Origin of the sequence: Enterococcus sp. C74 (genome assembly GCF_040887125.1) — a bacterium.
Lineage (GTDB): Bacteria > Bacillota > Bacilli > Lactobacillales > Enterococcaceae > Enterococcus_B > Enterococcus_B hirae.
Genome location: NZ_JBFOFA010000006.1, coordinates 17,425 through 31,064 on the forward strand (window position 1 = coordinate 17,425; position 13,640 = coordinate 31,064).

Annotated in this window: 14 protein-coding genes; 4 read left to right on the forward strand and 10 right to left on the reverse strand. The window is 35.2% G+C overall.

Annotated features, from left to right (window positions below; translation table 11 throughout):
• The first annotated feature begins 101 nt into the window (after positions 1-101).
• Both AB3H93_RS09005 and AB3H93_RS09010 read left to right on the forward strand, forming a co-directional pair.
• Entirely contained in the window at positions 102-836 is a 735-nt protein-coding gene (locus tag AB3H93_RS09005) for an MIP/aquaporin family protein (RefSeq protein ID WP_010720393.1), read from the forward strand.
• Between the two features lie 149 nt (positions 837-985).
• Positions 986-1,942 (forward strand): hypothetical protein, encoded by a 957-nt coding sequence (locus AB3H93_RS09010; protein ID WP_368020462.1) that lies wholly within the window; start codon positions 986-988, stop codon positions 1,940-1,942.
• A 338-nt stretch (positions 1,943-2,280) separates the two neighbouring features.
• Here AB3H93_RS09010 and AB3H93_RS09015 read toward each other — a convergent pair whose 3' ends face one another.
• The 3 genes from AB3H93_RS09015 to AB3H93_RS09025 all read right to left on the reverse strand — a co-directional run bounded on the left by AB3H93_RS09015 (position 2,281) and on the right by AB3H93_RS09025 (position 4,204).
• Complete coding sequence (locus AB3H93_RS09015; RefSeq protein WP_368020463.1) at positions 2,281-3,180, reverse strand: metallophosphoesterase; 900 nt, start codon at positions 3,178-3,180, stop codon at positions 2,281-2,283.
• 25 nt (positions 3,181-3,205) lie between these two features.
• Positions 3,206-3,562 (reverse strand): iron-sulfur cluster biosynthesis family protein, encoded by a 357-nt coding sequence (locus tag AB3H93_RS09020; protein WP_010736822.1) that lies wholly within the window; start codon positions 3,560-3,562, stop codon positions 3,206-3,208.
• 72 nt (positions 3,563-3,634) lie between these two features.
• The gene (locus AB3H93_RS09025; protein WP_096709749.1) at positions 3,635-4,204 is read right to left on the reverse strand and encodes a GNAT family N-acetyltransferase; all 570 of its coding nucleotides are present in this window, start codon (positions 4,202-4,204) and stop codon (positions 3,635-3,637) included.
• A 237-nt stretch (positions 4,205-4,441) separates the two neighbouring features.
• Here AB3H93_RS09025 and AB3H93_RS09030 point away from each other — a divergent pair, with 237 nt between their 5' ends.
• Positions 4,442-4,738: a hypothetical protein gene (locus AB3H93_RS09030; RefSeq protein WP_010736821.1), complete on the forward strand. Its 297-nt coding sequence runs from the start codon at positions 4,442-4,444 to the stop codon at positions 4,736-4,738.
• 326 nt (positions 4,739-5,064) lie between these two features.
• Here the strand turns inward: AB3H93_RS09030 and AB3H93_RS09035 are convergent, their stop codons facing one another.
• From AB3H93_RS09035 to AB3H93_RS09055, 5 genes are all read right to left on the reverse strand, one after another.
• Positions 5,065-6,270: a hypothetical protein gene (locus tag AB3H93_RS09035; RefSeq protein WP_113792598.1), complete on the reverse strand. Its 1,206-nt coding sequence runs from the start codon at positions 6,268-6,270 to the stop codon at positions 5,065-5,067.
• A 277-nt stretch (positions 6,271-6,547) separates the two neighbouring features.
• On the reverse strand, positions 6,548-7,501 hold the full coding sequence (locus AB3H93_RS09040; protein ID WP_368020464.1) for a siderophore ABC transporter substrate-binding protein: 954 nt from the start codon (positions 7,499-7,501) through the stop codon (positions 6,548-6,550).
• A 21-nt stretch (positions 7,502-7,522) separates the two neighbouring features.
• Positions 7,523-8,278: an ABC transporter ATP-binding protein gene (locus tag AB3H93_RS09045; RefSeq protein WP_034698655.1), complete on the reverse strand. Its 756-nt coding sequence runs from the start codon at positions 8,276-8,278 to the stop codon at positions 7,523-7,525.
• Entirely contained in the window at positions 8,275-9,231 is a 957-nt protein-coding gene (locus tag AB3H93_RS09050; protein WP_128427454.1) for an iron chelate uptake ABC transporter family permease subunit, read from the reverse strand. Before AB3H93_RS09050 ends, AB3H93_RS09045 begins: the two co-directional genes overlap by 4 nt.
• A complete protein-coding gene (locus AB3H93_RS09055) occupies positions 9,224-10,174 on the reverse strand; it encodes an ABC transporter permease (RefSeq protein ID WP_010736816.1) in 951 nt (316 codons plus the stop codon). The genes AB3H93_RS09050 and AB3H93_RS09055 overlap by 8 nt, the downstream gene beginning before the upstream one ends.
• Positions 10,175-10,319: 145 nt before the next feature.
• On the opposite strand from AB3H93_RS09055, the gene AB3H93_RS09060 reads away from it, so the two are divergent.
• The gene (locus AB3H93_RS09060; protein ID WP_010720405.1) at positions 10,320-10,766 is read left to right on the forward strand and encodes a YueI family protein; all 447 of its coding nucleotides are present in this window, start codon (positions 10,320-10,322) and stop codon (positions 10,764-10,766) included.
• Positions 10,767-10,985: 219 nt separating this feature from the next.
• Here the strand turns inward: AB3H93_RS09060 and AB3H93_RS09065 are convergent, their stop codons facing one another.
• Both AB3H93_RS09065 and AB3H93_RS09070 read right to left on the reverse strand, forming a co-directional pair.
• Positions 10,986-13,403 (reverse strand): BspA family leucine-rich repeat surface protein, encoded by a 2,418-nt coding sequence (locus AB3H93_RS09065; protein WP_063626409.1) that lies wholly within the window; start codon positions 13,401-13,403, stop codon positions 10,986-10,988.
• Positions 13,404-13,423: 20 nt separating this feature from the next.
• Positions 13,424-13,630: a hypothetical protein gene (locus AB3H93_RS09070; RefSeq protein WP_034698647.1), complete on the reverse strand. Its 207-nt coding sequence runs from the start codon at positions 13,628-13,630 to the stop codon at positions 13,424-13,426.
• Positions 13,631-13,640 lie beyond the last annotated feature (10 nt).

Consider the following 13,640-nt stretch of genomic DNA (forward strand, 5'->3'; position numbering starts at 1 on the left):
TGCACTTATTTATGACCAATAAAAACGTCGGATGCGAAGCACTACACCTATTGTGTTGTTGTTTCTTTTTTTTTGCATTTTTATAAATTTTGGAGGTATATATGGATTATTCACTTATGACCCGTCTTGTGGCGGAAATGATCGGTACAGCTTTATTAATCATTCTTGGGAATGGTGCTGTAGCAAACGTAGATTTAAAAGGAACAAAAGGTTATGGAAGTGACTGGATGTTGATCGCTGTAGGTTATGGCTGTGGTGTAATGATGCCAGCAATGATTTTTGGTGGTATCAGTGGAAATCATATTAACCCAGCGTTCACAATTGCTCTTGCCTCAAATGGTTTATTCCCATGGGCTGAAGTATTACCTTATATTGCTGCTCAATTGATTGGTGCCGCAATTGGACAATTGATCGTTGTAGCTTGCTACAAACCTTATTATGATCAAACAGACGATGTAAACCATGTATTAGGTACTTTCTCAACAATCAACAGTGTTGGTTCTAAATTCAATGGTTTTGTTAATGAATTCTTTGGATCATTTGTTTTATTCTTTGGTGCACTAGGAATTACTAAAGCACCTTTCTTCCAAGACAATCTTGGTACAGCACACTTAGCTCTTGGTTTCTTAGTATGGACGTTAGTTGCTTCTCTCGGCGGACCTACTGGACCTGGTTTGAACCCAGCACGTGACTTCGCACCACGTTTAGTCCACGCATTGTTACCATTAAAACATAAAGGTTCATCACAATGGGGTTATGCATGGGTACCTGTTGTTGCACCGATTTGTGCTGGTATCGTTGCTGTCTTCTTATACAAATTCTTATTTATGGCTTAATCAAAAAAACTTGGAATCGAAGTGATTCCAAGTTTTTTTATTTGGAGAAAAAATTGATTTCTGTCCTCTTTTAACCTATGTCATACTATGCAAAGAACGCAAAATAAATTGCAGACTTTACTATTTATTTTATAAATGGAGGAACTCCTATGCCTTACGAAACAGAGCTTCAACGACATCTTGATATATTTGCTCTTTCTTTATCATTAAAGAAAAATAATAGATGGTCTCCGGAAGATGATAAAGTGAATTACCCACTTTTATTTTCTATTTATATTAAAATGATCCAACAAGATGAACAAGAATTTTTTGTACGTAAGCAAGACAAATTAAAAATGATTCAGTCACTCAACCGAAGCAAGGATTTCTATTCTTTTACTCGTCACACACAACTTTTTCATACTTTAAAGCGGATGATTTCAAATGATCCTCGAGATTTTATTCTTTTGCCCTTATCTTATAGTATAAAGAAAAATAAAAAAAGTGGTCATGTTTCCGGAGCACTCATCTACAAAGAAACGAAAAACTATAGAATTATTCTAGTGGATAAAAGGAAGCACCTGTCAAACTCATCTGTAAATATGGTTAAAATTCCTTCGGAGAAAATGGCTCCCCTTTGTAAAGAATTGTTTGCACAGAGAGATCATCCTAAACTCGAAACTTGTTATGATATTCTGTACAGAATTATTGACCATTCCTCTTCCAACAGCTTTTCGTCACTAGACTATACGATGCATGAACAAAAAGAAGGAAATTGTGTGGTCAAAGAAATAGAAGCTACTGCAAAAACTGCGCTCTTACATTGCCGCCATAACCTTCTCGCTTCACAAGGTAAAAAAAAATTAAAATGGAGTGATGTTCCCGAGTCCACTTTGGAGATGCAAAAACGTTTTTTAACTGTGATCAAATCAAAATACATAAAATCTCCTCTTCCTGATTATTTCTTTGAAATTTACAAATTGAGAAAACGAGCGAATGATGAACATTCGCCTTTAACAACGACAGAAAAAAAAGAATACATGAAATATACAAAAAAATATTTGCCGATCATCCAGAAATTCAAGAAATCTTCAAAGAAACGCCTTCTAGTAACCTTTCAAAAGTAGAGAAACCAATACAGTTAAACAAAGCAATTATAGCAGATCCGAAAACAGGTAAGTATCCAAAAGCTGGCAATACCAAAAATATGATCAATATTTTTGAAAAAATAACTGACGAAAAAAATAGGATAGCTAACGGACTAAGAACCGAAAAAAGGACGCCAAAAGATGAGTTCATTCGCTAAAGGGGATAATGTGAATCAATAATCCGATTGTGCTCAACAAGAAAAAATAAACGAGTGCCTAGCTCCGCAATAAATAGTTAGACCGTGACCGTTCTAACCCTATTTTCAAAAAATGATATTACTCGTTGACAATGGAATAAAAAGCCATAACGCACCATTTTAATAAGAAATGATCGTCATGGCTTTTGCAAACTCTTCGTACAAATGTTCATTGCGGTAGCGATTAAACTCTGGGTCGTGTTTTCGTAATAGCGTGCGTAACTTCATGGGATGATAACTATCGATCAAGTGATTTTTTCGTACAAACTCCCTCGTCAATTGCCATTCATAATAATAGCCAAAAGGACGGCAACTATAGCGGGTACCATGAATGATTTTATCTTCAAAACGACGATGGGTATGTCCAAAAACAACCTGTTTGATATTATCGTATTGATCTAATAGTTGTCCAAAAGAAGCGGAACCTAAAAAAGCATTTAAGTTGTTCCAGCGTTCGTATGGAGCGTTTTGATAGACAATAAAGTCTTTTTTAGGAACAAAATGTGTCGCTAAAATAACGTCCAGTTTTTTTGCTTCTAACTGGTCTAGTAACTTTTTCATTGCTATCAGAACTCGAGCGTTGACTTCAATGTCACTTCCCTCTCGTTTAATAAAACGATCATACCAGTAAAGGTTCTTCATGCGCAGAATTTGTTTATTTTCTTTTAATTCTGAGAATTGATAATCATACCAACCATTCATCCCAAGTAGGACTGTCTGCTTATTCAACGCCAGATATCGTTCATTTAAAAAGTGAGAATCCGGGAAATGATTCATCATTTCTTCTCCCTCAACATCTGCCAATTCATGGTTCCCAAAGTTGAACGTTGTAGGAATTCCTTTTTTGGCAAAAAATTCAACAACTCCTTGGCAAAGATCGACTTTATTCGCCACATCTCCTGCTAAGTGAAGCCGTGTGATCCCTTTGTCTGTGAGAACCTTCCACAAAATCAGCCATTCTTGTTCACTAAACTGATTGATATCTACATGTAAATCGCTGATAATTGCCAAGTTTCCCATACGCTTACCTTCTGTCTCCTATTTTCTACTCGTGATGTATGATTTGAAGATTACCTTTTAGTAATCCACTGGGGCCTTTTAACTGTAAACTCTTATAAGTCGGTTCAACTGCAATTGTCGTCGGATCATCTAGATACATCAATGCACTTTTTTTGATGTAGATTGGTCCAACAGCTGTTTCTACTTTGACAGAGTATAAACTCAAATCTTTTGTTGTCTCTTTCTTTACGAGAATCAAACGAAAGGATGTATCAATCTGACAAGTTACTCGACTGTCGGCAAAAGGACCATCTCCGTCTTCAATATCAAGTAATAACTGTTCATCTTCGTTTTGTTGTGCTAATAATTTTTCTTTTGCTTCATCTGTTAGTAATAATTCCATTCTTATCACCTCAAACTTAGCTTAATGATTTTACAACTCAGATGCAACTAACTTGTTTATGCTACACCTTTATCAACTTCTATCTGCTTGCCATTCTTGTCGTGTCAATCCTCGCAAGACAACTGAAACGATTTTTCCTTTGAAACGCCTTGCATCAGGGATGATTCCTTCTTTTTTCATCCCAAGTTTTTCCATTACACGCCCCGACTTAGGGTTTTCTGCATCGTGATAAGCAAAGATCCGAACCAAGTTTAACTCTTCAAATCCTAATTTTATCAATGCTTGACTCGCTTCTGGAACAAATCCTCTTCCCCAATAGTTCTTATTCAGTGCATATCCGATCTCTGCGTTATCTTCATTTTCTTGTACTCTTAAATCAATTGTCCCGATGAATTGTTGATTTTCTTTTAATTCAATACCGTACTTCCCTAAAGGTGCTGACATAAAATAATTAGCGATGCTGTTTTTCGTATCTTCAACGGATTGATGTGTTGGAAATACAAACCGTGTCGTTTCTTCATCATGAGCATAGTCATACATGTCTTTTGCATCATTTAATGTAACGGGGCGTAAAATCAAGCGCTCTGTTTCAATACGTTGATGTTGCGCAAAAACCAAATTTCGATTGATCAATTGTTCCATCGCTATCCTCACCTTTTGCTTTTTCGTTTTCTTAACTGTAGCGAAATTTGTTATAACTTTCAACTACTTCCGTCGAAAGAATTCTTAAACCTGCCTAAAATAAAGGACTGGAAAGTTCAAAATAAAAAATCCTTAATCATTGCTTGAAAAAGAATAATTTTTTGTTCACGTTTTATTAACATCTTTTCGTTATCGTTGAAATAACCAATAAATACAATGGATATCGGAGGAGTTCCTATGAGAGAATATACGAAAAAAATCTATTTTATTGAAGAAACCCAAAATATTGAAGGATCTTATATTGAAGTAAAAACCTTATTTGTCAACGAGGATAAAGAACAAGCCCTCACGACATTTAAACAATTATCAAAAAAACTAATGCCTTCTTTTGGCTTGGTACTAGGTGAGTATAAAATCAAAGCCGGAAAAAGTTATTTTTCCCAATTGTTAAAACGGTGGGCACATTTACCAGCTGAATTTTATCGTACAATGAAGATTCTGAATTACCAAACATTAGCTGAAACGAAAATGTGAAAAAGTTAAGTTTTATTTATGATTCGTTTAGTATCCTTATCAACACGATAGGAGGCGAACGAGATGATAAAAAAATTTTTCACACGATTATTTACCCAGCATCAACCTAGAATTAATCCTTATGAAGTCGAAAATGAATTTATGTTGAAGACAGACTTCCCTAAATGCTACTAATAGCTTGCTTTATAACCAAAAGAGAGACTGACAGATTATTTTCTGACAGTCTCATTTTTTCTCCTATTTAAATCTTCTAAATATATATATCTATATACAAATCCATAACCATTAATCTTCCTTAAAAAAAAATGTACTTTTATTAAACAAGCTTATGTTCTAGAAAAGTATTTCTCTTGCTTTACAACATATGATTGTAACGAAGGCTCAGTTCTTTGTTGTCTAGGTAAGGTAAGAATATCTCCCATTTTTTTTAATTGAGGTATAGAAGGTGGCATTTGTTCATTGTTGATTCCTACAATACGAGAATCTTTTTTAAATTCTTCAACAATTTTATTCCGTTTATAAAGCCTCCAATTTCTTTTATAAATATTGTTATATCTTCTTTTTAAAACTATGTATTTTATTTTTTTATATATATTATTTTTTCTTTGACTTCGTATTTTTTCTAATTTCATCATCTTCTGTTGTAATTTTACATTTTTTGGATGATTTTTTCGCTTCAGATAATAATTGTTAAAAATATAGTCAAAAGACTTATTTTGTTCATGTTTATTAGTTTTCAAAGCCTTAAGAAATCGTTTTCTCATCTCTAAAGTTGAATTAGGGCAAGAGTTCCATTTAGGTCTCAATGTTGGTTTAGAATGAGAATATGACAGAATACTTTTTTGACAGTTAAAAAGAGCTACTTTAAGTGTAGATTCTACCTCGTTAACAACGCAGTTTCCAACATTTTGAGGTGACATATCAACGTTAAGCCTAGAAACACACTTTTTTGTTGATATGTGAACTAATTTCTTTAATTCTTCGAAAGGTTGTATCGTTGGTAGAGCAAACTTATTACTTAAATAAAGTACATGATTAAGCTGATCTATTCTTTCAGCATAGATGGTTACAAGTCCAACAGGAAATTGATGATTAAATAGTTTCGCTTTATCAACCATTACTACGTCATAACAATTTCCATGTTTATATATTATTAATCCAGAACAATGTCCTTTACCAGAATAAAGAGGATAGGCAAGTGGTACAATCAAAAATGACGTAGGATCATTTGTTTTAAGACTTTCCAGTATTTGTAACGATGCAGTAGTACTTGGTGCATTACAAAAATCTAGTGTTTTTGTTAATGACGAAAGAATGTGTTCTTTCCTATTTTCATCAATAAAGAACCCATCAGTATCCTGTTCAATCATTTTTTTGTAGGTAGAAAGTAGCATCACTTCGTCCTCTGTGCCAGTATCACCGTCTCTCTTGTGCTCTTTGACAGCATCTTCCATTCTATAGTATAAGTTGGTATTATGTTTTAACCCTAAGGTCAGGGCTAAAAGCTCATAACGACGTTGATAATCATCCATATAATTCAATTCCTTTCATATGTAGAGGTTAAGATGAATAATTTAAAAAACTTTATTCGATTCATTAGTGGGAGTTGCTAACAAATATAGCATAGTTGAAGATATAATATTCATTAATTTTTTCCTCAAGAAAGAAATAGTTGTTCTAAGCTTACATAAATATGAGCACATCCCGTTATGACTATAAAAAAGATTACTCCACCATCTATAGAATCTAATATTTTTTTATATATAAAGAAAATGAGACCGATAACAATCGTCCCATCTCGTTTTTACTTTATTTCAAGGCTTGAGCAACATCTTCAATCATTAATTTCATGGATTCTAAGCCTCCACCACTTAGATACCAAACGTCTGGCTGTAGCGAAATCACTTTATGATGTTTACCTGCATCCGTTTGTGCAATCAACTCATTCGCAGCGACATTATCCTTACTGTCATCGCCACCGATCGCTTTCGTACGATCTACCACAAAAAGAATACCAGGATTTTTGTCTAATACATATTCATAAGAGACGCTTTGTCCATGAGTAGAAGCTTCAATATATTCATCTGCTTGTTTAAAACCAAAGACATCATGAACAAGTCCGAAGCGTGATCCTGAACCATAGGCGGATAATTGTCCTTCATTGACTAACGTCACTAACGCAGTTTGATCAAGATTACTTGTTTTTTCTTTTATCTCATTGATTTTTTTAGTTAAATCGGTAAGTCCTGCCTCGGCTTCATCTTCTCGATCAAAAATCTTTCCTAAGGTTTGAACATTTTGTTGTATCGATTCCCATGGCTTGCTTGAATCAACAGCTAAATATAAAGTAGGCGCAATTTTGTTTAATTCCTCTTGATAATCGCTTTGTCTACCTGAGATAATGATCAAATCAGGTTGCATTTGGTTGATTTTTTCTAAATCAGGTTCTTTAAGTCCGCCTGCGGAATCCACTTCTTTATATTTTGCCAAATAGTCTGGTAAATTCTTCGTGGCCGCACCAACGACTTTATCCCCCACTCCTAATGCATTTAAAGTATCTAAAGAACCATTATCAAAGACGACGACTTTTTGAGGTTTTTGTTTAACTTCAATTTTCTCACCGTTACTGTCTTTTACGGTCAAAGAAGATTGAACTTCTCCGCCGCTGGTTTTCGTATTTGTCGTAGTACTCCCCGCATTGCTACCACATGCTGCTAACGCTACTGTTGCTACTAATAAAAAACTGACAACTAATTTTTTCATTCCGATTCTCCTTCTGCTATTTTAAAAATAAAGACAGAATCTGCGTCCTTCAATCTCGCAAACTCGAATGTCCATTTCATATAATTCATCTAAGATGTTCTTTTGGATAATTTCATTGGTGGCTCCTTGAATAAACAGTTCCCCATTTTTCATGGCAATGATCTCATCCGCATAGCTTGCTGCAAAATTGATATCATGAAGCACAATAATGATCGTTTTCCCTAAATCTCGAACTAAGTGTTGTAAAATTTGCATGATCTGAACAGCAAAATTCATATCCAAATTATTTAGCGGTTCATCTAGTAAGATATAATCAGTATCTTGGGCTAACACCATCGCTATATAGGCTCGTTGTAGTTGCCCACCCGAAAGCGTATGGATCATCTGGTTTTTTAAGGAGGTTAAACCTAAGTGTTGCAAAGCTTCCGCCACGATTTGTTGATCCTTTGTAGTTAGCTTGCCTTTTGTATAAGGAAAGCGCCCAAATTCTACCAATTCTTCCACTGTGATTTGCATACTGATGCCATTTGATTGGCGTAAAATGGCTAATTTTTGAGCTAATTCTTTTGATCGCCAGGCTTTCACTTCATTATGATCAAGATAGATTTCCCCAGTATCTTTCGCAATCAAACGACTAATCATGGATAAAACCGTTGATTTACCAGCACCATTGGGACCAATAAAAGCCGTTAATCTTTGGTCATGGATAGAGACATCGACATCTTTGACTACCCGTTTGTCATGGTAACTTTTATTGACCTTTTTTAAATCGATCATCCAATTGTCTTCCTTTCTCGAATCAGTTTGATCATAAAGTACAGTCCTCCTGAAAATTCTACGATGACACTGACAGTGGTATTCCATTTAAAAATTTGTTCAACCAGCAGTTGTCCCCCTACCAAAAACAGTAACGCAACCAAAAAACTACCTAAAAACAACTCTCGATGCCGATAAGTCGCAAATAATCGATAACTAACATTCGCTACAATAAAACCTAAAAAAGTTAATGGTCCTACTAATGCCGTTGCTGTTCCTGTTAAAAGACTGACACAACACAGGATTAAAAATTGAAATCGCTCTGTATCGATTCCTAAATTGATTGCCTGCTCTTGCCCTAGATGAAAAACGTCTAAATAACGACTTTTATAAAACAAAAAGAGCCATGTACCACTAATCAATATAGTTGCTGGTACTAGATAATGGCTAGGGATGTTCCCAAAACTAGCAAATAATTTCCCTTGTAATAAATCATATTCGTTTGGGTCCATCACCACTTGTAGAAATGTACTAATGCTGCTGAATAAAGTCCCTAAGATGACACCAGTCATCAAAAGCAAAAACAAGTTCGTTTGCCCTCTCTTCAGTAAAAAGAAAAAGAGTAATTGACTCAGACCTACCATTAACGCAATATTTGTCAAAAAAAAGCCAGTCCCTGTTTGCTGAAGCATGGTCACACCCCCAACGACAAAGAAAAGGACCGTTTGAACTAAGACATAGAGAGAATCTAGTCCTAATACTGAGGGTGTCAGAAACTGATTTTGGGTAATTGTCTGAAAACTGATCGTGGCACTACTGGTGGCTAACGCAACAAGTAAAAAAGCAACGATTTTTTTACTCCGTAAGGCCCAAGCAAATTGCCAATTTCCATAAGTGTTGATCGTTAAATAGCTCATAATCACTAAGAGGACAAGAAGCAACAGTCCAATGAATACGCCCCTTTTTTTAAGCATATTTTTTCCTCCTAACCAACAGATAGAGAAAAATAATTGCCCCGAAGATCCCCACGATCACACTTACTGGGATTTCGTAAGGGTAGATCACCAAGCGAGCAACGATATCACAAAAAAGTAAGAAAACACTTCCCAACAATGCAGTAATACCAATTGTTTTATGTACTTGATCTCCATATAAACGGGCTGTGATATTTGGAATGATTACCCCTAAAAATGGAATACTTCCCACCATGATCAAAACAATCGCACTAGCCAAAGAAACGAGACCGATCCCTAGTAACTGCATTTTTTTATAGTCAATCCCTAAATTGACCGCAAATGACTCCCCCAATCCAACAATCGTAAATCGATAAGCAAAGAAAGAAATAACGATTAATAATGGAACGGTTACATAAAGCAATTCATAATTTCCACGTATAATCGTGGCAAAATTCCCCTGTAACCAAGAAGACATATTTTGGATCAATTGAAATTGATAAGCAAAAAAAGTGGCAATGGAGCCGATGATATTACCTAACATGACACCGATCAATGGTAACATCAGTTGATTCTTTTGAGGTAACGTTTGTGCCAAAAAAAGAAATAAAAGTGTCCCACCAAAAGCAAACAAAAAAGCGGTAAATGAACGTAAAAGCAACGGTGCATTTGGTAAAAAAAGCATCACCACTAAAATACCCAATCTTGCACTATCCATCGTTCCAGCTGTGGTAGGCGAAACAAATTTATTTTGCGTCAAATGTTGCATGATCAAGCCACAAATACTGCTAGTTGCTCCTGCAAGGATCAGGCAAACCGTTCGTGGCAGACGAGTGGCAAGAAACAATTGCGTGCTTTGTCCTTTGAATTGAAGCAAATCAATTACTTGAATCGTTGAGACACCAATAAATAATGAGCTGATAGTCAGTAAACCTAACAACCCTATGAGCCAACCGTAGCGCATCAAACCCCTCCTGTAATTGATAATGATTCTCATTCTTATTCTAAGTGAACAGGTGAACAAAAGCAACCGCTTTTTTTCCTTTCAAACTTCAATTGTTTGTATGTTATACTTTTATTAGCTATACAATGAAAAGGAGGATATTTTGATGTCAAAAGATGATGTACAAAGCCACTTAGATAAGGGGATGTATGGTACACCATTAGTTAATCCGGAGGAACAACATAAATATATGGGGACATTCCGTGAACGTTGCTATTTAAGTATGACTGTAGCTGAGATGAAAGATCCTATAAACAAAGAAAACTTTCTCAAAGAAATCGAAAAACAACCCGATGTTACGGTTCTTCTGAATGGCTCGCTACCTTTAACGATCCAGAATCAATATATCCAACTTGCTACCAAACAAAATGTACGCTTTACGATCGTTAATGATTATGTATCTGATGATCCCAATAGCTTTGGTTTATTAGTCGCTGCTAAAGAAGCGGTCAACGAGCCAGTCATTGATGTAGAAAAGAAATATCCCAAACAAGAGTCTCTTTCTCCAAAAGAACAGCCGAAGAAAAAAAGCTTTTGGGAACGACTATTTTAAGCTTATGCTGACTGTCATATTCCCCATAAAAGGCATGATACTCAAAACAATCTCTAAAAAAGAGAAGATACTAAAATTGACAAGCAATTTAAGTATCTTCTCTTTTTTTGGCGTTGAACACTATTTTCAATCTACAACATACCTCATTCAGTAAAAAATCTTTCACCTATGTTATCCCATAGCTAATTTCTTTTGATCTTCATAACTATTCAATCAATTTTAAGGGGCATTAACTAAATTCCATTCAACGTGCCCCGTATAATTTCCGGGTTGTGCTACCTTTGCATCAGTGATTTTGAGCGAGACATTTCCTAAATCATAATTATAGACAGAGGTATGAATTGCTTGAGTAGCTTTCATTATAACGGTTGGGCTATCCGTTTTTATTTCTGGTGAAATAGTACCTTGGACTTCACTACCACAATCAACCAAGTCCGTACTAGGATTAAATGGCGCATTTCCATCATTGATATTTTTCTTCACGATACCTTGGTTAGTTAGGACGATCGAGCTTGTTGGAATCTCCTGAGCGCTATCCCAAACAAGTTGCGCTTGTAGTGACCAACTATTATTAGTTTGACTCTCATCACATACACCGACATCAAAAGAAGTTTGTTTAATAAATGGAATATATTGCTCTCCTGATTCTTTTAATGGTGTTTCAAGAAAGCTAAATTTCTTAGGGATATAAGAAAGTCCAAATGAACTTGTTGTTCCCGGTCTCATATTGTCTGAAGGAGATGGCATTTCTGGTAATGGTGACCAGATGGCTTGATAAGTCGTATTGAGTAAGTCTGTCACCTGATTTCCACTGCCCCCTTCTTTTATGTTCCAGCCGATAAAAATGCTATTTGGTTTCTCAGCGACTAGAGTAGCTTTGAATTGATCAAGTGTTGCCATTTGTAGTTTAGGATCGGTAGGAGAAACCGCAACAGATTGGAAATAGTGTTTTGTTATACTATTATCTTCAAACGTCCCCCCGTTGGCATCAAAAGTAGGACCAGCGATTATCCGATTATTTGAAAGATAATTATAATTCAATAGTTTATTATCTTTGGCAATAACTAATAGTGGAGTCTTGTTGTCTGTAGTAAAGATATTAGTAGTATCAGTGACATTCGTCAGATCAAATTGTCTTAAATCTAATAAGTTTAACTCATTCATGCCAAGAAACATGCTGTTCATAATCTTTACTTTTTCGGTTTGAAAAGAGCTCAAATCTAATTTTTTTACACTAGATAAATAAGAAAACATATGATCCATATTTACTACTTGACGAACATCCCAATTTGCTAGTTCTAATTCTTGTAATTTTCGATCTGCATTGAACATATAATTCATATCTATAATATGGGAAGTATCCCAACCACTCAGATTTGCTTTAGTTAAAAGGGGATCATTAGCAAACATCGCTCCTGTGTTTGTCACTGTACTAACATCCAATCCCGTCAAATCTACTTCCTTTAAATTCGACCAAAATTGAAAAGCATGTCTTAAATCTGTCGTTTGAATTGGTACTTTATTCCCCGAAGCAATTTTAAAACTGGTAATCGATTTATAATTAGGGAAAACTGCAGTGTTGATATTGTTCAAAATAGTCGGCTTTCCATTGATTACTGTAGGCACAACGATTTCTTGGCTCTTTCCAATGTATTTCGTTAAAAGATAACGATCCTTTTGTGGCGTCAACTGATATTGCCATTCCGATACAGTACCGGTTGCTGCTGTAACAGAGGAAGTTATTTGATCTACAGGCGATGTCGCTACATAACTTCCCTCAATAGAATGTTCATTCATTAGGTCTTTTAAAATGACACTGTTTGCTAGTTGTTCTTGCAATTGATTCTGCAATGAAACTGGCCAATGACTTAAATCTAAATTTTTTAATGCGTGACAATTAGTGACGAATCCTTTGACACTTTTAATCATGGTTGTCTTCCAATTGTTGATTCCCTCAATTTTTGTTAACTGTGGACAATCATTAAACATATCACTCAAATCTTCTGGCATTTCATTTTCTAAGATTGTCACTTGTGTTAAATTCGGACAATTCATAAACATACCTGATAGATTAGTCGCATCAAGTTTGTTGATCTTTACAGATTGTAATTGCGCACAGTTTTTAAACATTTCACTTGTATTAGTCACTTGACTAAAATCAGTCTGCCCAAAATCAACATTTCTAAGTGTTTGATTTCTAAAAAATACTTGTGACAAGTTGACACTATTTCCCTGATCACTAGCAATACAAGGGGCGAAAGGAAGATCAGCAGATACCGTCAAAGAATGCACTTCATTTTTGTTGATATCTCTCAAAAATTGTGGAGATAAGATTAGTTTTTTTATATTTGGTTGAATAGCATCTAAAAATGAAGAATTAATCACGATGGCTGGGACTTGGGTATTGTCTGACAATCCTGACAGCGTTAGTTCTGAATCATTCAATAGATAGTTGATGTGTTGATAGACTCCCTGATGAATTCCTCCCGTTGGCGATTCTACTACTTGCTTCAAGTCGTTGTTTTCAACGGCAGTCGCTGTTTGCTCTGTTTGGCTATCTGCAAAGCCTGATTGTCCATAATAAACCATATTTCCTAACAAAATCATCATGATCGAAACATATTTTATTTTTCTCAAATCAGTCAGCTCCTCTTCACTTATAATTGTTTCGCCACAACGAAAAAGTAACCAATACCTAATAAGATGAAACAAATTGAAGTAATAAGAATTAGTGTATTAAGATAAAGAATCGTTTTATTTTCTTCTCCTATAATCACTCTTTTATAATTCATTAAAAATAGGTAAATGGCTAAGCCCATGAAGAGAATACCCGTTGAAATAATAAAAATCGGTATCGTATACATAATTGTTCAC